Source organism: Sporosarcina aquimarina (genome assembly GCF_019748715.1).
Lineage (GTDB): Bacteria > Bacillota > Bacilli > Bacillales_A > Planococcaceae > Sporosarcina > Sporosarcina newyorkensis.
The window spans coordinates 78468-101307 of sequence record NZ_JACLBZ010000008.1; the positions used below are offsets into that span (position 1 = coordinate 78468).

The following is a 22840-nucleotide window of genomic DNA, read 5'->3' on the forward strand; positions in this document are numbered from 1 at the left end:
CTTATTTAACCTGGCCTAAACTTTCTTTCATTACTTCAAGTGCTTCGACTACTTTCGTTCCGGGATTCGTGCCAAATAAATGGGAAGGTAGGACGACAACATTTCCCGTTTTGACTGCATCTAAGTTTTTCCATGCAGGGTTCTTCAACATTTCGCCTTCGAACGCTGTCTTGACAGCTTCCGGCTCACCATGCGTAATCAACATGACCATTTCTGGATTGCGTTCAATGATTTTCTCGACACTTAAGCTTGCATATTGTGGATATTTCTCTTCGTTCGGGAAATCACTTGCGATATTTTCGCCGCCTGCCAGTTCCAATAAGTTACCGGATAAAGAGTTTGGAAGGGCTGCCAAGTATGTACCGGGTGCTCCATAGACAAGCAGTGTTCTGACAGGATCTGCTTTCTGTTCAGTGTTTTTCTGGATTTCACTTGCAATCTTATCTTGAATTGTTTGTGCTTCTTTTTCTTTATCGAATATTGTTCCAAACAATTCGATTGTATTTTGAATATCTTCAACGGAATTAGCCGCAGTATAAACTATTTTCGTTCCTTGACGCTCCATGTTTTCTTCATGCTGTTTGAAGCTTGGTGCAGCAATCAGGACTTCCGGATTTATTTCTGCAATCTTCTCAAAATTTGGCTGATGTGGATTCCCGATTTCTGCAACTTGTTCAAGTCCTTCTACTGAAGGTCCCTGCACAGTCGGGCGTCCCGCTACTTCAATTCCCAGTGCCAGTAACACATCTAAATCGCCTGAACTTAATGTGGCGACAGAAGATGGAGTTTTATCAAAAGTCAATGTCTGACCTGTCAGATCGGTTACTTCAATACTTGGATTGCCTGTCACTTCTGGCTCTTCAGCCTTTATAGGAGCCGCAGCCAGTTTATCTTCTGCTTGATCTTCTTCTGCACCACATGCTCCTAAGACCAATAGCAACAGGAGAAGACCTGCTACACTTACTATTTTCTTCATCTCTCTCCATACCCCCTTATTTTAATGAGAACGTTTCTCATTGCAATCATCATAAGTGATAATGAGAATCATTGTCAAATAGATTTATGATTATGATTCGTTTGAACTATAGATAGTTTGGTAGGTTTAATTGGTTAGGGGGATACGGTGATCACGTTGTTTAGTGCAGGAATAATATAATTTGGTGCGTTGATCGCGTTGTTTGGTGCGAAAATAATGTAGTTTGGTTCGGGGATCGCATTGTTTGGTGCGGGGATCTCATAATTTAATACGATGATTATGTGTTTTGCTTCAATCCACAAGAAGTATAATACAGCTGTCAAAAACATGACGGATTCAGCAGTAGTGCAGGGTTTTTTCTCGCTGAATCCATATGAATATTTGTTCATTTATTCATCTGAACTATCATTTCCTCTTTGGATCATTTGCATCCGTTCATTGAACAACGTAGGATACGAAAGCAACCCTAGGCAGACACTCGTTAAAGCAGCCGTCGTTAATAACAAGAACACGACCAATATTTGAAATTGAACGGCTTCCAAAGGATCTGCACCTGCGATGATTTGTCCGCTCATCATACCGGGTAATTGCACAAGGCCGATTGTTTTTTGGCTCTCAATTGTAGGAATCATGCTCGCTTGTATAGAGCGGATCAATTGTCGATGAATGGCTTGTTTGGGAGTACCTCCAAGGGATAAAATCAACTCGCTTTCTGAACGATGGGTTTCCACTTCCGCTACGAAGCGGTTAAGGAAAAGTATAGACAGGACCATTGAATTTCCAATCACCATACCCGTCAATGAAATAATGTATTGAGCCGTCGCGGGAACAATCTTGAATCCCAGCAAAATACCTTGTGTCAAAACTTCTAATAGAACAAAAGTTACGATCAGCTTCCATGTGATCCCTTTTATTTGCTGGCCTTTTTTACGGGCGTTCTGAACAGCAGCGCCAATCATCAGGGAAACCATCAAAAAGATGAACAAATAACTTTCCGAATCAAAGACGAATTTTAATACAAAACCAACTAGCAACAATTGAACTGTAGAGCGTACCGTAGCAATAACCGTGTCTTTTTCCAGTTGCAATCCAAGTGTTTTGGATAGGATGATTGGAATGAAAACGAAGATTAACGTCAGCAGGAGGGCCGTCGTACTCATTTGAATTCCCCTCTCAAAAAACGTTCTACAGATGGATCATCTGAATGTTGTAACGCAGAAATATTCCCTGTCTGCACAAGTTGGCCGTCGATCATAATCCAAGCGTAATGCCCCATTCTCTTTGCCTGTTCTAAATTATGTGTAATCCATACAACCGTAATTTGATGGACTTCGTTAAGCTTGCGAATCAATTCCTCTACTTCGCGTAATGATGAAGGATCGAGTGCAGAAGTGATTTCATCAAGCAAAAGGATATTGGATTCATTCAGCAATGTACGCGCAATCGAAACTTTTTGTTGCTGTCCTCCTGACAAGTTGCGGCTATCGCGACGTAAGTATTTTCGATCAAGCCCTACTTGATTCAATATATCGGTCGCTTTTTCTTCACTTAATTCCTTGCCTTGCAGACGTAATGGCAATGACAAATTATCGTAAACACTGCCGTCCATCACTGGGGAATTCTGCAGAACCATCCCTGCTTGTCGACGCAATTGTATTGGTGAAATGTCTTGAAGAGGCAGTCCTTCCACATAAACTTCTCCGCTTGTAGGGCTTAACAATCCATTACACATTTTCAATAACGTCGTTTTCCCTGCTCCTGAAGGTCCAACGAGCGTAGTAATTCTATGTTTAGGAAATGAACCAGTCACTTCTTTGAGAATTTCAGTATCTTTCACTTTATACGAGACTTTTTGAAAGTGGATTGCAGGTTCATATAACCTAGTTGTAGTTTCAGATTTCAACCTAATCACCTTTTCCCATATCGTCAATCCAGCTTCAATAAATCCAATGGTGTTATAATGCCGATCAATTTTTCATCTTTTCCTCCATGCTCCGTAATGAGCAATGCTTCCAAACGATTTCCTCGAAGAATCGACTTCTTAAAAAACTCTTCTGCTTCATAAACAGATAATGTACTTTTTACAAAACGATACGTGTTTTTACGTTTTTCGTGATTATAAACATCGAATAATGTCGGTATTTCCCGGGAAATGTCTTCGTGTTTTTGATCCGCCAGCCAATTCATAATTCCATTAGCGGTAATCAATCCGATGAACCTGCCTTTTTGATAGATCGGTATTTGGTTGAATTTCTTCTCTCTTACCATCTTTAACCCCGTTGCCAGCGACTCCTTCGCTTGTAACGAATGTACTTTTCTACTGAAGAGATCTTTCACTGTCATAGGATTAGACAATTTTTTCTCGATCATTTCAATCATTTCTACGATCACGTCATGGGGCTCCGCAATCGCATAATTCAACCCTGTCCGATTATGTATAATTGCATTCCGCAAACTCCCGAACTCCCGCAACTCCTCTTCATAATGTCGAATCAGCGCATTTTTCTCTTTTGCTTTGTCAATTCTTCGGGAAAACGAAAAATGATTTGGCATGCCTGTTAGTTTTACTAAGGACTTATCAATACGATTATACGCAACGATAAAACGGTCTGAGTTTTTAGGCGTCATCCTACTTCCCCCTTTCTATTCTAGGCAAAGTATATCATAATCTATTAATTTCCTGAGTCTTTTGAAGACAGACAGATATACAAGTTTAACTGAGTGGTCAACATACAGAAAATCCTTCAACCATAATAGATTGAAGGATTTTCCGATTGTTATTGTATACGTTTCGCTTGCACAATAAGCCGATATTCATTGGATCTTTCTGGATAGCATGTGATTAATGACAACAATGCGATCCCATTTTGACTATCTAAAATTTCCACCTGCTCCGGCTTGACGATTTGAATGTCAAATACTTTGTAACGCTGTATTCCATCCAAAGTTTCATAAGTAAACTCCTGACCCGCTTCCATTTCATGAAGTCGGTTGAAGTACTTTCCGAATACATGAGATTGATGGCCTGCAATCGCATAACTGCCGTCGATCACGCCTGGTTGATCCATGTTTTCAATAGTACCTAAACCTTCTGACAATGTCTGCTCATCGGCTCCTAAAAGCACGGGAGCTTCCAAGTCGATTTGCGGGATATCCAAAATGCCTTCGATTCCTCCAGACTTTGGATCAAGAGTACCATTTGGTAATGCAGGATGTATTTCGGATGAATTCGCTGCTTCTACTTTCATCGCAGCAAAAGCATTTAATCGTTCTGATTGCTGCTTTTTATTTGAATGCATCCCCGAAACGAGAAGTAACAAAGTCGCCGCTCCTGCAATAATTAAGATGTTAGCTATCCATTTGACAACTGAATCTTTGTTTATTGCTCCACGCTTACTCATTTTTGTTCAGCGCCCATTTTCGTGCTGTGAAACCGCCAATTATTAAGATTAGAGCCAAGGTAGCTGTAAGGGCAGGATTCAAAAATCCTCCTGTTGTTGGCAATCGTTCCAATGAATTAGATGCAATTGGCTGTCCGGCTAATTGGTTGTATCTATCATTTGTTCCAACTATATTGGCTTTGAATAATTGATTGTGTTTTGCAAGCGTCTGTGCCAACCATCCAGCAGCATACATATGATTCGGATTCACTGATCCATCAGAATTGTAGGCGTTTGGCTGTTTAACCGAACCATTGTCTTCCCACATACCATTCGGCTGTTCTTCACTATTCCAATCGAAGTTGTTATTCTCTTGATTGGAATTCCCGTTTTCTTCAGGAACGTCTACAATCGGCGGCGTGGTATCGTTCGAATCCGGGATTGGAGTAGTTTCTCCATTCCCTTCATTCGAATTGGTGCCGTCATTTTCTTCGTTATCCACCACAGGGAGAGCTGGATTTTCATCTCTATCTTCTGGAGACGTTCCTGGCTGTCCATCATTATCATCAGGTTCCGTTGTACCGTTACTGTCGTCGTTTGGACTTTCATCAGGATTTGTTCCAGGCTGAGTGGTTGGGGAAACGATAGCTATTGATGTGAACGTTTCATTAGACAAGATATCTGCTTGCACTTCACCTAGAATAGGTAAAGTTACGCCCAACGTGATGCCGCTTTGTTTTGTATAGGTTCCGTCTTCTGTCGTTTGTTCTTGTTTTCTTAGAATATTTACAGCCGTATCTTTTAAAAGCGTACCATTTAACCCAATCTGAGCTAAGCCTGTGGAAAGAGAAGATTGGTTTTCCATTACTCTTTCGTGATAGTCTAAAACACCGATAGACAGATCGCCGACAATTGGAAGGTTCGTCACAATAGTGTTCACAATGCCCTGATCAAGTGAAAAGGAATCTTCATCTTTTTTCACATGCTGATCTAACACTCCTACATGCGTTTCATCCAAGATTGGAGCTTTTTCGATCGACGCCTCCACTATGCCGCCATCGAATGAAGATGAGTTTTCAGCTTTTACAACATGAGAATCCAAGACGCCTACATGAGTGTCGTCCAGCAAACCTGGCGCCGCTACATCTGCTTCGACTACTCCACGGTCAATTGTGATGCCGTCTTCAGTCTGCTTCACATACTGATCTAACACTCCTACATGCGTTTCATCCAAGATTGGAGCTTTTTCGATCGACGCCTCCACTATGCCGCGATCGAATGAAGATGAGTTTTCAGCTTTTACAACATGAGAATCCAAGACCCCTACATGGGTGTCGTCCAGCAAACTTGGCGCCGCTACATCTGCTTCGATTACTCCACGATCAATTGTGATGCCGTCTTCGGTCTGCTTCACATGTTGGTCTAAAACTCCTACATGTGTTTCGTCTAAGACCGGAGCTTTTTCGATTGTCGCTTCTATTACACCACCATTATAGATATATGAGTCTTCACCTTTTACAACGTGGGAATCCAAGATCCCTACATGGGTGTCATCCAGTAAACCGGGTGCTTCTAAATCCGCCTGCACTACCCCTCCTTTTTCTGTATAGGAATCATCCGTCTTCTCCACATGTTTGTCGAGCACGCCGACATGCGTTTCCTCCGCTACGGGTACCTTTTCGATATTCGCTTCCACTACACCGCCATCGTATGAAGTGGCTTCATCTGTCGTTTGGTGTTTCTTCTCTGCTATGCCAACTTCCGTTTCTCCAACGATTGGCAAATCATCCGCAGTGACATTCGTGATTGCAGTAGAGGTTTCAGACGTATCTAATTGCTGTGTTTTTTCTTCAGCGATTACGTCAATCTCTACATCATCTGTAACAGGTGTCGACAAATTCACAGTAGCAACAGCCTTCTTTTCTTGCGTTGTTTCCTGTTGGTCAACCTTTTTCACAGGTGCTACATCCACTTCCAGATTATCAACGATACCTTCGCTAACCTGTACTTTCGCAACAGATTGTTCACCTGTTTCAGACGAAGGAATTTGAACTTTCACATCACCGACAACTGGTACATCTTCTAAATGAACGTCAAGGAGCGGCTTTGCTTCATTCTGATCATTGACCTCTAAGGCAGTGTCCGTAGATTCGTCTGTTTCATTTGCCTGTCCTGCAGATGGGAATAAATATATCGATGCTCCGACAACGAATGTGATTCCTACTTGTTTCATCCAATTTGTTTTCATAATAATTCTCTCCTTTTTTATTAGTTAAACGCTAACGTATAAAAAAGGAGCTGTTTGGGGCGGTTGCCCAGGTGGTTCATGGACCCATTGCAATTTACCGATTGTGCTTTCCAAATACCAGCGATTGCTGACCAATTGAACATTCACTAAGTATTCGCTCGACAAGTCTGCACTTATATTTACATGTGAACTACTTACAGAAGAAGATGTTGTGGTGATTGATGAAGAACCCGTCGTAATGAAAGCTTCAAAAGGTGTTGCTTTCACATTCTTTGTCACAGATCGATTCAAATTTTTGCCGTTTCCCTCATACTGTCCAGGCAAGTTCATCTTATATGAAGAGTTTGAACCAACAGGCGTGCGTTCTTGTTGTTCCATGAATTGCCTAGATACATATAGTTTGTGCATTAAATCTGCAGCTTTGGACGCCTCGTGCAACCCATCAGATTTCAAAGATGAATTGATCGCTTCCTTCTGAATATCTTCAGATTCTACTTCTAGTTCAAGATCATCAGGCTCTTTTTTCGAATTAAAATTAGACTTTTTCAAAGGAACGGACGGAACTCTCGCAATCTCCGTATTCTGCTTTTCGGAGGTTATCACTTCAGAAGGAAATTCAGGCTCTTTCTCCATTACAATTTCATCTGGTTTCTGTATTGTACCAACCACTGCATCGACTGTTTCAGAGACTGTTTGATCCGTTGTACCTTTAACAGTATCGACGGTATCCTTCACTAGTTCTGTCGTTTGGTCGACGACAGGTGTCACAACAGGCAACTCCGGCAACTCTTCCGTTACTCGCGCAACGTCTTGTACGATTCCTTGTACCATTTCCGTTGTTTCCTCTACAATCGGTACTGTACCGTTGACCGTTTCGCTTATAAAGTCGGCGGTATCTTCCACTACCTGCTTAATGGGTTTGTCAGTTGATGCTGTCACTGTGTTGACCGATTCGTTCACGAGATTGACTGTACGGTCTGCTGTAGTTGAGGTAAAATCGACTGTCTCTTCTACCACAGGATTAGCATGTGAAACGATGGGTACTTCTTCAGTGATCTCAGTCACGTTTCCAGCAGTCTCTCGGACAGTTTCAGTTGTTTGATTCACAACTGGTATCGTATTTTCCACAGTGCCCTGTACAAACTCTGCAGTCCTTTCAACGATTTGCTTTACAGGCTTTTCAGCAGGTGGTTCCGCTACACTTTTAACAGTATCTTCTGTAAATTCAACCGTTTGTTGGACGGTTTTACCTGTCATCTCGACTGTTTCATTTACCACATTACCGGCAGAGGATACCGTATCTGCCACCACATCCACAACACCCGATATGATCCCTTTTCTTTGCTTCGGTTCCTGTTCTGCTTCATTTTCTTCGGCATGCATTACAATAGGTGCCATTCCAATTAAAAATAATGTCATAAAAACTATTTTCCATTTTTCCAACATCACACCTCCTTCCTACTTATAAAGATAGGGCAGATTTTATCCCTTAAACCCTGCCTACCCACTTCATTTCTTCCTAAACATGGAACAACGACCAACTTCATGACGGTTTTCCAAAAATACAAAATCAACCCCTCCATCATAATGATGAAGGGGCTCTATTTTATTTATAGTAGTAAAAACGCAAGCGGCGTGACAATGATGATTGTTAAAATAACACGCTGAATCCAAATGATAACCAACTTGGGAATGGAAATCGGAATCTCAGTCGCGACGATACAAGGAACAAGCGCAGAGAAGAAGATGATCCCAGACACCGACACAACGCCTACAATGAACTTTGAAATCAAAGCAGACTGTACAACGAGCGATGCCGGTAAGAACATTTCGGCAATTCCAAGTGCACTTGCTTTTGCAACTAACATCGGTTCAGGAACTTGCATTAAATAAGTGAACGGATAGAAAATATAACCGATCCAGTCAAATACCGGTGTATATTCCGCTAGCACAAGACCTAATAGCCCTATAGACAGAATGGAAGGCAAAATCGCCATCGCCATCATCAATCCGTCCTTCACATTAATCCAGATATTTTTTACGAGTCCAGGAGCTGAAGAAACCGTTTCCATTGCTTCGTCCCAAGCTGCTGCGAAACGACTGCCTTCCGGTTTCATCTCTGGTTGCGGTGTAGAACCTTCATAATACTCATCCTTCATGGAAGCAAGCGGCCAAATACGCACCGTAATCCCTGTTACGATGAAAGTGACGACAAGCGTAAGCCAGAAATATAAATTCCACATGCTCATAATGTCGAGTGTTTTTGCTACGACTACCATGAATGTCGCAGACACCGTGGAGAATCCTGTCGCAATAATCGCCGCTTCTTTCGCAGTATATTTCCCCTCTTTATATACACGATTCGTAATGAGCAGTCCGAGTGAGTATGAACCTACAAATGAAGCAACAGCGTCGACTGCGGAACGTCCTGGTGTTCTCCAAAGCGGACGCATAACTGGCTGCATCAGCACACCAATAAATTCCAGCAATCCATAACTAACAAGCAACGCAAGAAACGCCGCTCCAATTGGAACTAGCAATCCAACTGGAATCACAAGTTTATTCAATAAGAAGGGGCCCATATCCGGTTCGAATAACCAGGCTGGTCCAATATTGAATATGAGAAGAATACCTACTACAAGTCCGATTACTTTAAAGAACGAAAATACGATATCTACTGTTGATTTCTTCCACGTTCCTGAAATAAACGGATAAGCGGCTCCAGCAATCAAAATGAGTAATGCATAATACGGTAGGACAGCGCTTACATTCGTCTGAAACCAAGTCACGATATGGTCCAGCATAATCGAATTGTTGCCGTTGATTGTTACAGGCACAAAAAACATAAACGCACCAATCGCACTATAGACAAAAAACTTCCAAATACCTGTATTTGTTTTACTCGTTGCTCTTTCCTTCAATTGCTCCATTCTGTTCACCCCTCTAAGATGTCTATGCACTCAGAAACGTTGTAAAAGAACGTCGTGTTAAGACGTTCTTTCACAGTTTCTATAAGTCAGCCAACGATTAATTGACCTTTTTTCCATACTTTATCTACATGATTCACACCGAATAGATATTGCAACTCCTGATAGCTTCCAATATCCCACATCACGACATCGCCTTGTTTGCCAACTTCCAATGAACCCGCACGGTCTTCTACTTTAATCGCGCTCGCTGCGTTGATCGTTGCGGCAACTAACGCTTCTGCAGGCGTCATGCGCATCGAAATGCAAGCCAGGTTCATAACAAGTGGCATGGAAGTGGTCGGAGAGGATCCCGGATTGCAATCAGTGGAAATGGCGACTGCCATCCCCGAGTCGATCATCTGACGTCCTTTTGCTGCTTCTTCACGAAGGAATAATGCAGTTGCAGGCAGCAGGCACGCAATCACTCCAGCCTTCGCCATATCTTCAATTCCTTGATCGGAAGCTTTCAATAAATGCTCCGCGGAAATAGCTCCGACTTTTGCAGCCAGTTCTGCGCCGCCGTATGATGCAATTTCATCCGCATGAATTTTAGGAGTTAAGCCGTGCTTTTTACCGGCTTCTAAAATTCGTTCAGATTGCTCCGGAGTGAAAACATCCTTTTCACAGAACACATCATTGAATACTGCCAATTTTTCTTCTGCGACAACAGGAAGCATTTCATCAATGACTAAATCAACGAATGCATCTTCATTGCCTTTATACTCTCTTGGCACGGCGTGAGCGCCCATGAAAGTAGGCACGATTTCCAGCGCATGCTGTTCATTGAGACGTTTCGCTGCACGCAATTGCTTCAGTTCCGTCTCTAAATCGAGTCCGTATCCACTTTTTCCTTCAACCGTCGTAACACCATGCTTTGCGAATGAATCCAAACGGCGGGATGCTTGTTCCACCAGTTCATCTTCTGTCGCTTCACGTGTCATGCGGGAAGTAGCGTGAATCCCACCACCGGCATTCATGATGTCCATATATGTTGCACCTTCAAGACGCATTTCAAATTCCTTTTCACGGCTTCCGCCATAGACAATATGTGTATGAGGATCGACGAGGCCTGGCGTAACCAGGCGTCCCGTTGCATCCACAATATCTGCTTCATTTGCACGACTTGCATACTGTTTTTCCAACTCTTCCGTTGTTCCAACAGCTGCGATTTTGCCGTCTTCGATCCAGACGCTTCCATCCTCAATGATGGAAAGGTTCGACATGTCTTTCCCTTTACGCGGTCCATTTTCACCTGAAATTGTTGCTAGTTCTTTTGCATGTTTAATCCATACAGGTTTCAATTAATTTCCACCTTCCAACATCGGGATTTTGATTCCTTTTTCCTTTGCTGTTTGAATTGCGATATCATAGCCTGCATCCGCGTGACGTACTACACCCATTCCTGGATCCGTTGTCAATACGCGCTCTAGACGTGCTTCTGCTTCTTTCGTTCCGTCTGCTACGATAACCACTCCAGAGTGCTGGGAATAGCCCATACCTACGCCACCACCGTGGTGAAGAGAAACCCAAGTTGCCCCGCCGACAGCATTGATCATAGCGTTAAGGATTGGCCAGTCAGATACTACGTCTGAACCATCTTTCATTGACTCTGTTTCACGGTTTGGTGAAGCTACAGAACCTGAATCCAAGTGGTCACGGCCGATAACGATCGGTGCGCTTAATTCGCCGCTTGCCACCATGTCATTGATGATTTTGCCGAAACGAGCACGTTCTCCGTAACCCAACCAGCAAATACGGGAAGGCAGTCCTTGGAATTGAATCTTTTCTTGTGCCATTTTGATCCAATTGCAAAGATGCTTATTGTAGCTGAATTCACGCAAGATCACTTCGTCTGTTTTGCGGATATCTTCTGGATCTCCAGATAGAGCTACCCAGCGGAAAGGCCCTTTACCTTCGCAGAATTGCGGACGGATATACGCCGGAACGAATCCTGGGAAGTCAAATGCGCGTTCAACGCCTTCATCTTTTGCCACCTGGCGAATATTGTTACCATAGTCAAATGTAATTGCACCTTTATCCATCATCTCAACCATAGCTGCTACGTGCTGAGCCATAGCTTTTTTCGATAGACGTACATATTCTTCTGGATCAGATTCACGAAGTTTCGCTGCATCCTCCATAGACATTTTAGATGGAACATAGCCGTTCAGTGGATCGTGAGCAGATGTTTGGTCAGTCAATACTTCAGGAATAAATCCACGAGAAAGCATTTCTGGTAATAGATCGGCTGCATTTCCTACTAGACCGATAGAAAGTGCTTTGCCTTCTGCTTTCGCTTCTTCTGCAATACGAATCGCTTCATCCAATGAATCTGTCTTCACGTCTGTGTAACGAGTTTCGATACGGCGATCGATACGTGTTTCGTCTACATCGATTCCGATACAAACTCCGCCAGCCATTGTAACTGCTAGAGGCTGAGCACCACCCATGCCGCCTAGACCGGCAGTCAACGTAATCGTTCCTTTCAGTGAGCCGCCAAAGTGTTGGTTTGCAAGCTCAGCAAATGTTTCATATGTTCCTTGAACAATTCCTTGAGACCCAATATAGATCCAGCTGCCCGCTGTCATCTGTCCATACATCATCAAGCCTTTTTTATCTAGCTCGTGGAATGTATCCCAGTTTGCATACGCTGGTACGATATTAGAGTTTGCGATCAATACGCGAGGTGCATTTTCATGAGTTTTGAAAACAACTACAGGCTTACCTGATTGAACAAGCAACGTTTCGTCATTCTCTAATTCTTTCAATGAACGAACGATCGCATCAAAGCTCTCCCAGTTACGCGCCGCTTTACCGATTCCTCCGTAAACGACCAATTTGTCGGGATGTTCTGCCACGTCTGGGTGCAAGTTGTTCATCAGCATGCGAAGAGCTGCCTCTTGCTGCCATCCTTTCGTATTAAGTTCAGTACCTGTATATTGAATCACTTTTTCTGCTGCTATATTTGTTTGTGTACTTGTCATTTTAAATACCTCCTCATAAGCTACTCTTAGTATACTAGCTGTAAAACGTTAATTACGTTATATTTTATTGATTATTTTATATTATATTTACAATATTTAAAGGAAACCGTTTTCAATTGCATTTTATTGTTTCATCGTATAATTAATTTTCAATATTCTTTGAGCATTCCTATGATTGGCGGTATTCATTAGGCGTTCGGCCTACCGCTTCTTTAAAACGTTTACTAAAGTAAGCAGGATGAGAAAAGCCTGATGTTTCCGCTACTTCAGAGATGGTTAAATCCGTTTCTTTCAATAAACGCTGCGCTTGTTCAATTCGGATGCCAAGCAATGTATCTCGGAACGACTGTCCTGCTTCTTTCGCATATTTCCGGCTGAGCGTACTTTTATGGATTTTCATTTCTTCCGCGCAGGCAGCTAAGTTCCAAGAAGAATCCCAATAATTCATTAAAATCCGCTCTCTTACCTTCTCATCGAAGTCTTGAGAAGTGTACAGGTCACTGGATGTCCGAATCAATTCGCCGCTAAACGTAATGAAGGATTGAATAATATGATACATAACCGGTTCTTGAATCGTTTTATTAAACAGAGCATGATATGCCTGTTCTAATTTTGAAGACTGTAAGGAGTTCGCCATCATATACCGACGCATCTGCGCTAAAATACTCGTTAGCCGCACGCGCACCATCCCAGGGTTCGGATATGGCGGCTCCAAAGTCAGAAAGTCGTACTCCAACCATTCACGAATATTCGTCAGTTGCTGCTTCTCCAGCATTTCAATCCACTTTTGCTGATCAATCGGCGACAAAAACGGGTCGAGTTCCTTCCATTGAAAATCTTCTTCAACTTGCGTAAGAATATCATAGCCGTCATAGAAAATACGCTCATGGAATAGGCGCATTTTTTTGTAGAACGCACGATAGCTTATTTCTTCATCCGCTATATATAGATAAATCGTCAGCAAAGCTTCCGATTGATCCTTCCATTGTGAAAAAAACACTCGATACGCTTCATGCAATGGCTGCATTTCGCTCAACCGATGAATGACCAGTACATGATCCGAAAACGGAAACACTTGAAATGCCGCCGGAAAATTATAGCGCTTCAATTTTTCAACGAGGATATCCAACGCTTCTAAATCGGATATCGCAAGCAGGCTCATACAAATCGGCTGTTGTGGTATCGTGTCTCGGATGAGTAAATCCTCATAGGATACACTGTTTTGCTGTTGCGCAAGCGGCTGTTCACGATCCGTTTTTTCATTGCGCCAATGAAAACGGATTTGCTGGACTTGTTTCAGCAGGCGTTCAGGTGGGAACGGACGGAACAGCACGTCTTCGGCTTTTAGCGTAAGTGCCTGATAGACCGTCTGAAATGTGCGGTCTGAAGAAATGCCAAGCCAGAGTGCATGAGCAGGCAAGTCGACGTCTTCTTTGCTGATGAAGTCCATGTCGATGATGTATAAGTAAGCGTCTTGAAATGTGCGCAGTACGTTTGGTTGGTCTGTTATTTCGACCGCCACGTCGTTCCATTGTGATGTCAGCAGCCATTTTAAGCCTTGTGCTTCTAATGGGTCTTTTATAAGGAGCAATATTTTCATTTGTCGTTCACCTCGATGCATTGTTGTTATGTATTGTAGCATTATATTATGGGAATTGCGTTGAGAGAGCACGTAGTAAGTGGTCCGGGATTTCCGCTCCAGACGGTACGCTTTCCGGGGGGCGTGGCCTTGAGCCTCCTCGTTCGCTTCGCTCCTGCGGGGTCTCAAGACGCACGCTGATCCCCCAGGAGTCGACCGTCTTCCGCTCCAATCCTTAGTTAGCACATAAAAGAACATATAGAACTTAGTGTAGTTTTTCAAGATCTAAGAAGGGTCTTCACAGTCAGAGTACAAAATTGGCATCATTCATTGACTGAGTTACTAAACAAAGGTAAGGTCAAGGTCAAGACAAAACCTCTCAAGCAGTTTTGCTCAAGAGGCTTCTAATCATTGATTCGCTATTTTTATGATTTGATAATTCCCATACTCATCCACTATGATCGAATAAATTTTTCTCTTTTCTATAAAGTCTCTGTTTCCGCTGATGTCGGTAAAATAGAAAGTTTCGTAGGTGTAGGCCTCTAAGGAGTCTTCGTAGTAGATAACATCCGTTACAGTGTTTTCGATGAATTCGAAGTAGACATTGTGCCCCGACATGTCGTCCATGTAGTCCAGAAGTTCGGTTCCGGCTGAGCTGCCAGAAGCGACATAGTGATCGATGTAACTGTAATCTTCATTGGTCAAGGCAACTTCGTATTGATTGCGGAATTCTTTTATAAAATCTACGACTTCTTCATCCGTGACTTCTGCTTCTTCCGTATCATACTCGTCCGGTGTTTCTTGATAGAATTCCTCGTAGTCCTCAGAGTGTTCATCCTGATTATAGTATTGTTCTGGGATATAGTCATCGTAGACATCGAACAGCGCCGCTACTTGTTTGCCGCTCATCGGCTGATTGATCCATTTATCGACTAGATTTTGCATACTGTACATCGGAATCGAGAAGCCAAACACGGTGTTATCTTTATATAGTAAGGAATTAATGCCGATGACATAACCCGTATTAGCATCGAGAAGAGGGCCTCCGCTGCTGCCGTGGTCAATTTGCGCATCGATCTGATAGACTTTTTCATAGATGAAATCTTTTTGCATGTCACGGTTCAATCCAGTCAAATAGCCGATTGACGCGGTATTTTCAAAGCCGTTCGGACTGCCAATCGCGATGACTTCCGTACCGATCGGCGTTTCTTTTTGCTCGATCACGAATGGCTTCACATTTTTATTTGCTTCGGATTTAATCAAGGCTATATCATATTTATCGGAAATCCCTACAACTCTGCCTCCCATATCTTCCCCTTTGGAATTTCGGACAACCACATCTGTATAGCCTACTACCACGTGAGCATTCGTAACAATATATCCGCCCTTTTTATAAAGAAAACCTGAACCAGAGCCCGAACCGGTCAAGACTGTAAACACGCTGGGTAATGACTCTTTTATAAGTACGGTTTTGTCTTTCGACTGTTGCTTCGACTGCTTTGCAACCGCAGGAGTAGTTTGGATTTTAATGCCATTTTCACCTTCCGCTGCAGCCACCGCTTCTGTATCAGGCAATGCATTAGTCTTCTTCGGAATTTTAAAACTCCAGTCTGTCGCATAGCCAAATACTCCACCTGTCCCTGCCAAGACAATGAAGCAGGTAAGAACAATAGCAGGTACCCATTTACTGCCAGACGATTTACTCATTTCCGTGCCGCAGCCCGCACAAAACTTCCCATTGTCTGTATTTTTATGACCGCATTTTGAACAGAACATGCAATTCACTCCCCCTTCTATTAGCACCTAATATTGTTAGTTATATGCAACTATGTATACGTTAAATAATACCATAAAAATCACTATAAAAGACTCACTCTTATGTAAAATCACACAAAAAAGCTCTGTCTACTTATGACAGAGCCATATACTCTACATTCAATTGTCTCCCCGAATCAAATCAGCTTCTGTTGATTCAATAACTTCCTCTGCCGTAAAGCCGTCAAATACTTCTTTCAGCACTAAACCTTTTGGAGTCACTTCAATTAATGCTCTTTCGGTAATGATCTTATCGACAACTCCTTTTCCGGTAAGCGGCAGCGTACAGCGCTTTTTAATTTTTGGTTCACCGGTTTTCGAAACATGGTCCATTATGACGATCACTTTTTTGGCACCGTGCACTAAATCCATCGCGCCACCCATCCCTTTGATCACTTTCCCTGGAATCATCCAATTGGCCAAGTCTCCTGTTTCAGACACTTCCATTGCCCCTAAAATCGCGACATCCACATGGCCGCCGCGAATCATCGCAAATGATTCGGCACTCGAGAAGAAAGCAGAGCCGGGAACCGTTGTGACCGTTTCTTTTCCAGCATTGATCAAATCAGGGTCGACATCTTCTTCTAAAGGATACGGCCCAATGCCCAATAATCCATTTTCCGACTGTAAAATGACTGTTTTATCAGCTGAAATATAGTTCGCTACAAGCGTTGGCATACCAATTCCTAAATTGACATAGTTGCCGTCTTTAATCTCCTGCCCTGCCCTTTTCGCAATGCGCTCTCTAAAATGAATTGGTTTCATTAAGCTCCCTCCCCTTTCTGCCGAGTCGTCAGCCGCTCAATTCGTTTTTCTTGTTTTGCCTCCAATAAGCCTTGCACATAAATGCTTGGGGTATGAATGTGGGCAGGATCTAGTTCTCCAACATCTACAATCTCTTCCGCCTCAGCAATTGTAAATTTAGCTGCCGCCGCCATAAGTGGGTTAAAGTTTTGTGCCGTTTTATTGTAGATCAAGTTTCCCAATTGATCGGCTTTCGCTGCGCGAATCAATGCGAAATCTGCATTCAAAGCTTCCTCCAATAAATACTCCTTGCCATCAAAGACCCGCACTTCTTTTCCTTCTGCAATCTGTGTCCCGACTCCAGCAGGCGTATAGAAAGCCGGTATCCCCGCGCCGCCTGCACGTATCTTTTCAGCCAACGTTCCTTGCGGTGTCAGCTCGACTTCAATTTCCCCTGCCAATACCTGGCGTTCAAATTCCTTATTCTCCCCAACATACGATCCAATCATTTTCTTGATCTGCTTCTTTTGCAGCAACAAGCCAAGTCCCCAATTATCCACGCCACAATTATTTGATATGATCGTTAAATCTTTCACTTCAGTTTCCGCCAATGCCAGAATCAGCTGCTCAGGTATCCCAACCAGTCCGAATCCGCCAACCATTAACGTCGCTCCATCTTGAATAGTTGAAACCGCTTGCAAATTTGTTGAGTAGATCGTTTTCATACGTTTCTCCTCCTGTTCTTTGCCAGTGCTTCACCCTTATTTTATTTTAACAAATGATTCAGATATTTGCATGAAACTATGAAAAAGAATGGTAATTCATAGTATTAAAATGTCCCTAATGCTATACTTCACAGACACATACATAACAAAATCACTGGGGGTGCCTATTGGCTGAGAGGAGAAAACTCCGACCCTTTGAACCTGATTCGGTTGATACCGACGGAGGGAAGTGGCATTTTTTTCAGCGGCCACTAACTTTCAGTGGTCTTTTTTTGTATAAACCTATGAAAAAAGGAGCTGGATGGATTGGAATTGAAAGATCAAGTAGTATTGGTGACTGGTGCAAGCAGAGGGTTGGGCGCGGCAACTGCGAAGGCTTTTGGCGAAGCAGGTGCAAAAGTTATCGTAAATTACTTTCAAAATAGCGATAAAGCTCAGCAAGTTGTGAATGAAATCGGCAGTGACCGGGCCATAGCACTGCGGGCAGACGTGCGGAATCCAGATGACCTGCAGTTATTAGTAGAACAGGCTAACCACCATTTCGGACAGCCAATTACGACAATCGTCAACAATGCGTTAATCGACTTTTCATTCAATGGTGATGATCGGAAACAGTTGAATGCGATTGAATGGCAGGATTATCATAAACAGCTGGAAGGTTCTGTGGGGGCAACGCTAAATACGCTTCAAGCAGCTCGGGAAGGCATGACACAATTGCAGTTTGGTCGAATCATCAATATCGGAACAAACTTGGTGCAGAATCCTGTCGTACCTTATCACGATTACAATACGAGCAAGGCCGCTTTGCTCGGTATGACGCGGAGCATGGCAAAAGAATTAGGACCTGATGGTATCACCGTCAATATGGTGTCAGGTGGGCTTTTACTGAAAACAGATGCTAGCGCCGCAACGCCGGATGCTGTGTTCGATATCATTAAAGCCAACACACCGATTGGGCGAGTCGTCACTCCAGAAGAAGTAGCTGATGTGGTTGTCTTCTTCGCTTCTCCTTCCAGCCGTGCCGTCACAGGACAAAATCTCGTAGTGGATGGCGGATTGGTGATGGATTGATAGAGTCATTTCCTGACTTTTTGCATGGTTGATTTGTAGATCAAGCGTATATTAGATAGCACCTCCTTTGCGTTGAATTCATCAAATGAAACGGCACAGTTCTCTCACGTTTTTCGACATACACTAAGAGAGAAGGAGGTGCATATTTTATGTCATCAAGAAAGTTTAGACCTTGCAGCGGCTGTGACTCTTCTCATGTATCGAATCGGGAGACTAGATGTTATGACGAAAAGAAATTAATTCATATACTCGTCGATTTAATGATGGGAGATCCTATCGAAATCACCTTGAAACACTCAAAAAATATTCAGCATAATGGCTATTACTTAGAATTCAACAAAAACAATCGAGTTATCCATTTTCAACCGTTCGGAGATGCAGATGTCCAAGAATTCGCCTTGGCTGACATTTGCACGATAAGATATAGCTGATACAAGGAATTTCAGAATCCAACACGGTGTCGTTCGATGAGACTAAAACTAGCAGCCATAAGAGATTATTCCACCTTTCACTCTCCTAAATCACCATAAGAAACCCCTTTATGATCGCGTATAGACACTTTATGATCTTCAACAGCAAAATGACGCACATGGAAGAAGGGCAGTTCAGGAGATCACTCCCTGGACAGCCCTCCATTTATACAGTCTTGCTTTTCAGATTAATTCCTCAAAGCATTCCACTGTTTTCATCGGTTCGCCTGACTTACGCAACCCCCATGTATCTTCCATGAACACCTCTGCTAACTTCTCATACTTCCTACCATACTTTGCAGCCCACTCCAAACTCACGACGCTTTCATATACGTCCGACATGCGTTTCATCCATCTTTTCGCTTCAAATGTTTGCAAAGAATAATCATAGGAAGCAAAGGCAGTCAATCCTTCCTGCACACTATCAATTTCTCTATCTAGTACTTGCGTCAATCCGCATTCCTCTAATGCAGACAAACGGTTCTTCATCTCATCGACAAACAAGTCATGAGCTTTGAATTTCGTGACCAAACGAATCAATTCCAACGCTAAAATATTTGCCGTCCCTTCCCAAACGGTTAACACTTGTGCATCCCGTAGCAATCTCGGCGTAACAAAATCTTCTATATAGCCATTGCCGCCGTGCATTTCGATTGCTTCATGAGAGAAGTGAATTGCCTGTTCCGCTGTTTCCTTTTTAATCAATGCAATAAAAAGTCGCTTCAGCACTTGCTCGCGTTCATCCGCTTCTCCATCTGTAACTTTTTCATATAGTTTAATGAAATCAAAAACGGTTATTGTTTCCGCATGTAATTTTGCCGACATTTTTCCTAATGTATCACGCACCATTGGATAACCCGTCAAACGTTGACCGAATGCATTTCTACGACTTGCATAGCTCTTGGATTCCAGCAATGCTCTGCGCATGATGCCTAGAGATGCAACCGCATTGCAGATTCTTGATAAATTAAGCGCTTCGAGCATATAAGCCAAACCTTTCGTCGGATCACCTACAACATAGGCAATCGCCCCGTCAAATTCCACCTCACCTGACGGCACAGCGCGCACACCCAGTTTATCTTTGAGTCTGCGAATACGAACTCCGTTTAACTCCCCGTTTTTCTTGCGCCAAGGTACCGCAAACAACGTCAAACCTTTTGACCTTTCAGGCGTACCTTCCATACGAGCCAAGACCATCACCACGCCTGCCATTCCGGCATTCGAAGCAAAATACTTTTCTCCATACAATCGATACTGCTCTCCTTCTTTCACCGCGCGGACAACATTTGCACCTACATCGGACCCACCTTGCCGCTCCGTCAAAAATGTAGCACCTTCGAATAAAGGCATTTCACCCGTTGCGCAAACACGGGGTAAAAACAGTTGTTTTACCTCGTCATCCGCGAAATGATCCAATAAATACGCAGTTGCCATCGTCAGCGTTACAGGACAATAGAAACCAGGCTCTGCATGAGACAACAGAAATCCTTGTGCAAAGCTATACGTATAATTCCCCTTATGTCCAAGTTCGGGAATCTCTTTATGGACATAGCCGACAATCCCTGTATCATACGTTTCCTGTACGGTTTGTCGATACCCTTCATTGACCCACACTTCCGATACTTCTTCACCAAACTTATTGTAACGAATTAGACGCGGTTCCCCTTCTCTGTCCGTATGCACAGCTCTTCGCTCAATATCATTCGCACATGCTTCACCGAATGAATGAAGTTCACGTAATGCATACTTAAGAAACGGACCATCCAGTCGCTCACGTAAAATTAGTTCCAATGTTTCATCACCAACAAAAAAGTTTTCCACTTCATAACGTTCAGTTTCCTCCAATACTCTCATCCGACAGTTCCTCCTTCTCGCAACGGTTGTTTTAGAATCTTCCCAGAAGCATTTCGAGGCAGCGCATCGACTTGTTCATAAATCCGCGGAATTTTGAATGAAGCCAAATGTTCTTTCAAATAACCTTTAAGCGCTTCCTCATCAATTCTTTCAGAAGCGGCAAATACGACCTTCACCGTCTCACCCCACTCAGGATGCGGTACACCAACTACCGCAACTTCCTTCATATTAGGAAATTGAACGATTTGTTCTTCAATTTCTTGCGGATAGATGTTGACCCCGCCTGATAAAATCACATCTTTCTTTCGACCAATAATCCAATAAAATCCATCTTCATCTTCCATCGCCATATCACCAGTCCGCAACCAGCCGTCAAAATAGGTCTCCCGCATCGCTTCCTCATTTTTGTAATAGCCAAGCATATTTCCTTCACCAAAGAGAACGATCTCCCCTACTTCACCTGGTATTACATCTTTTCCTGATTCATCTACAATTCGCAGCTCTGTATGCAGCGGAGCACGCCGCCCGATACTTCCCGCCTTCGCATCATGTTCAGCAGCCAGCAGTAATGCCCCGCTCGGTCCCGCCTCTGTCAGTCCATAAACACAGACCAGATTGTCCGAGCGGAATGCAATTTTCACTTTTTTCACTTCTTCAGCCGACAGCGGAGCCCCACCATATACCCACCATTTCATGGATGATAGGTCTGCATCTTGTAATTTTGGATTGCTTGCGGTCAGTATATATGCAACAGGTGCACCAAAAAAGTGTGTTGTTCGTTCTCGTTCCACCATTTCAATCAATAAATCCGGAGTAAATGTCGGTGTTATAACAAGTGTGGATCCCACAAGCATACCTGCCATCAAAAACAAGTGAAGCGGTGCTGAGTGACTGAGCGGCATCATCAGCAAGATGCGACTCTCCGGTTTGAATTCCATTTCCACAGCAATCATTGAAGCAACTGTCAAGATATTTCGGTAGCTAAATAACACACCTTTCGGGCTACCTGTCGTCCCGGATGTATATAAAATGGTGGACTCATCGTCTTCTTTCAAATTACACGAAATTGTAGTTTCTTCCCCTTGAGACAGCACATCTTGAAAATCAAACCAACCATCCACTGCGCCACCTGTCTTAATCTTCAGTGAAGGCGCTTTCATTTTACTTGCTGCTTCAAACACTAAATCATGTGCAATCAATACTTTTACGTCCGCGTGCTCAAGAATGTATTCCAATTCCCGTGCTGTCAACTTCACGTTAATCGGCACTACAATCGCCTCGATTCGCTGTGCTGCAAAATACGAGATCACAAATTCTTCTCCGTTCGGTAAAAACAACGCTACTTTTTCTCCTTTCTTTACGCCTTGTGTCCGCAACGCATTCCCAAATTGATTAACAAGCCGATCCAGCTCTTTGTACGTAATTTGCTTTTCCCTACTGACAACTGCCTCGTGTTTCGGATACTTCCGTGCATTACGAGACAATAATTGTGAACTATTCATTCCCTTCATCCCCTTTCGATTTTTCCAATTTGCTATTGAATACAACAAGCAGCTGCTCCATTTCGCGCTTCATTTCTTCCAATTCCTGAATTTTCAACTCAACTTCTTCGATTCGCCGTCTACCGTATTGAATTGTCCGTTCCAACTGTTTGCGCCCGGTTCGGTCTTTATCGAATAACAACACCATTTCTTTAATCTCTTCCAATGAAAAGCCATATTTCTTTCCACGAACAATCAATTTTAATTTGACAAGTTCAGAAGCTGGATATAGGCGCTGATTTCCTTCTGACCGGGCAGGCGAAAGCAAACCAATCTCTTCGTAGTATCGGATCGTCCGCGTGGATACATCAAACAGATCCGCTGTCTCCCGAATTGTTTTCACTTCACCTCCTCCTTTCTATCATTTTCTAAATAGTAGCATTTACGTTAACGTAAAGGTCAAGATGATAATTTGCCCCGATACGCTATGATGCGGTTAAGACCAACGATCCCCCTTAAAAGAAAAAGGTCGTCATAAAAGTCA

At 43.1% G+C, this 22840-nt stretch carries 19 protein-coding genes and 1 riboswitch; of the genes, 2 read left to right on the forward strand and 17 right to left on the reverse strand.

The window, feature by feature from the left end; all coding sequences use genetic code 11:
* Position 1 precedes the first annotated feature (1 nt).
* The 14 genes from H7J92_RS03805 to H7J92_RS03870 form a co-directional block, all read right to left on the reverse strand.
* Positions 2–976 (reverse strand): ABC transporter substrate-binding protein, encoded by a 975-nt coding sequence (locus H7J92_RS03805; protein WP_221835428.1) that lies wholly within the window; start codon positions 974–976, stop codon positions 2–4.
* 389 nt (positions 977–1365) lie between these two features.
* Positions 1366–2136, reverse strand: coding sequence for an ABC transporter permease (locus tag H7J92_RS03810; protein ID WP_078817174.1), 771 nt, complete (start codon positions 2134–2136; stop codon positions 1366–1368).
* Entirely contained in the window at positions 2133–2879 is a 747-nt protein-coding gene (locus H7J92_RS03815) for an ABC transporter ATP-binding protein (protein ID WP_221835430.1), read from the reverse strand. Before H7J92_RS03815 ends, H7J92_RS03810 begins: the two co-directional genes overlap by 4 nt.
* A 23-nt stretch (positions 2880–2902) precedes the next feature.
* Positions 2903–3604 (reverse strand): CBS domain-containing protein, encoded by a 702-nt coding sequence (locus H7J92_RS03820; RefSeq protein ID WP_221835440.1) that lies wholly within the window; start codon positions 3602–3604, stop codon positions 2903–2905.
* A gap of 149 nt (positions 3605–3753) precedes the next feature.
* The gene (locus H7J92_RS03825; protein WP_221835441.1) at positions 3754–4377 is read right to left on the reverse strand and encodes a class D sortase; all 624 of its coding nucleotides are present in this window, start codon (positions 4375–4377) and stop codon (positions 3754–3756) included.
* Positions 4370–6604: a hypothetical protein gene (locus tag H7J92_RS03830; protein ID WP_221835443.1), complete on the reverse strand. Its 2235-nt coding sequence runs from the start codon at positions 6602–6604 to the stop codon at positions 4370–4372. The genes H7J92_RS03825 and H7J92_RS03830 overlap by 8 nt, the downstream gene beginning before the upstream one ends.
* A gap of 24 nt (positions 6605–6628) precedes the next feature.
* Positions 6629–8047, reverse strand: coding sequence for a hypothetical protein (locus tag H7J92_RS03835; protein ID WP_221835445.1), 1419 nt, complete (start codon positions 8045–8047; stop codon positions 6629–6631).
* Positions 8048–8214: 167 nt separating this feature from the next.
* Positions 8215–9534 (reverse strand): YjiH family protein, encoded by a 1320-nt coding sequence (locus tag H7J92_RS03840; protein ID WP_078817168.1) that lies wholly within the window; start codon positions 9532–9534, stop codon positions 8215–8217.
* Positions 9535–9620: 86 nt separating this feature from the next.
* Positions 9621–10874 (reverse strand): imidazolonepropionase, encoded by a 1254-nt coding sequence (gene hutI / locus H7J92_RS03845; protein ID WP_009765987.1) that lies wholly within the window; start codon positions 10872–10874, stop codon positions 9621–9623.
* Positions 10875–12557, reverse strand: coding sequence for a urocanate hydratase (gene hutU / locus H7J92_RS03850; RefSeq protein ID WP_078817167.1), 1683 nt, complete (start codon positions 12555–12557; stop codon positions 10875–10877).
* Positions 12558–12726: 169 nt separating this feature from the next.
* Positions 12727–14157, reverse strand: coding sequence for a helix-turn-helix transcriptional regulator (locus H7J92_RS03855; RefSeq protein ID WP_246602494.1), 1431 nt, complete (start codon positions 14155–14157; stop codon positions 12727–12729).
* Positions 14158–14544: 387 nt separating this feature from the next.
* A complete protein-coding gene (locus H7J92_RS03860; RefSeq protein WP_009765990.1) occupies positions 14545–15912 on the reverse strand; it encodes a trypsin-like peptidase domain-containing protein in 1368 nt (455 codons plus the stop codon).
* A gap of 159 nt (positions 15913–16071) precedes the next feature.
* On the reverse strand, positions 16072–16716 hold the full coding sequence (locus tag H7J92_RS03865) for a 3-oxoacid CoA-transferase subunit B (protein ID WP_009765991.1): 645 nt from the start codon (positions 16714–16716) through the stop codon (positions 16072–16074).
* Positions 16716–17420 (reverse strand): CoA transferase subunit A, encoded by a 705-nt coding sequence (locus H7J92_RS03870; protein ID WP_009765992.1) that lies wholly within the window; start codon positions 17418–17420, stop codon positions 16716–16718. Before H7J92_RS03870 ends, H7J92_RS03865 begins: the two co-directional genes overlap by 1 nt.
* Before the next feature lie 146 nt (positions 17421–17566).
* A riboswitch (TPP riboswitch) is annotated at positions 17567–17665 on the forward strand.
* 61 nt (positions 17666–17726) lie between these two features.
* Here H7J92_RS03870 and H7J92_RS03875 point away from each other — a divergent pair.
* Positions 17727–18491, forward strand: a complete 765-nt coding sequence (locus H7J92_RS03875; protein ID WP_009765993.1) for a 3-oxoacyl-ACP reductase — start codon at positions 17727–17729, stop codon at positions 18489–18491.
* 149 nt (positions 18492–18640) lie between these two features.
* A complete protein-coding gene (locus tag H7J92_RS03880) occupies positions 18641–18922 on the forward strand; it encodes a hypothetical protein (protein WP_040758404.1) in 282 nt (93 codons plus the stop codon).
* A gap of 222 nt (positions 18923–19144) precedes the next feature.
* Here H7J92_RS03880 and H7J92_RS03885 read toward each other — a convergent pair whose 3' ends face one another.
* From H7J92_RS03885 to H7J92_RS03895, 3 genes are read right to left on the reverse strand one after another with little or no spacing between them, the layout of a single operon-like run.
* On the reverse strand, positions 19145–20815 hold the full coding sequence (locus H7J92_RS03885; RefSeq protein WP_221835449.1) for an acyl-CoA dehydrogenase family protein: 1671 nt from the start codon (positions 20813–20815) through the stop codon (positions 19145–19147).
* Positions 20812–22317, reverse strand: coding sequence for a class I adenylate-forming enzyme family protein (locus H7J92_RS03890; RefSeq protein WP_221835450.1), 1506 nt, complete (start codon positions 22315–22317; stop codon positions 20812–20814). Before H7J92_RS03890 ends, H7J92_RS03885 begins: the two co-directional genes overlap by 4 nt.
* Entirely contained in the window at positions 22310–22699 is a 390-nt protein-coding gene (locus H7J92_RS03895; RefSeq protein ID WP_009765997.1) for a MerR family transcriptional regulator, read from the reverse strand. The genes H7J92_RS03890 and H7J92_RS03895 overlap by 8 nt, the downstream gene beginning before the upstream one ends.
* Positions 22700–22840 lie beyond the last annotated feature (141 nt).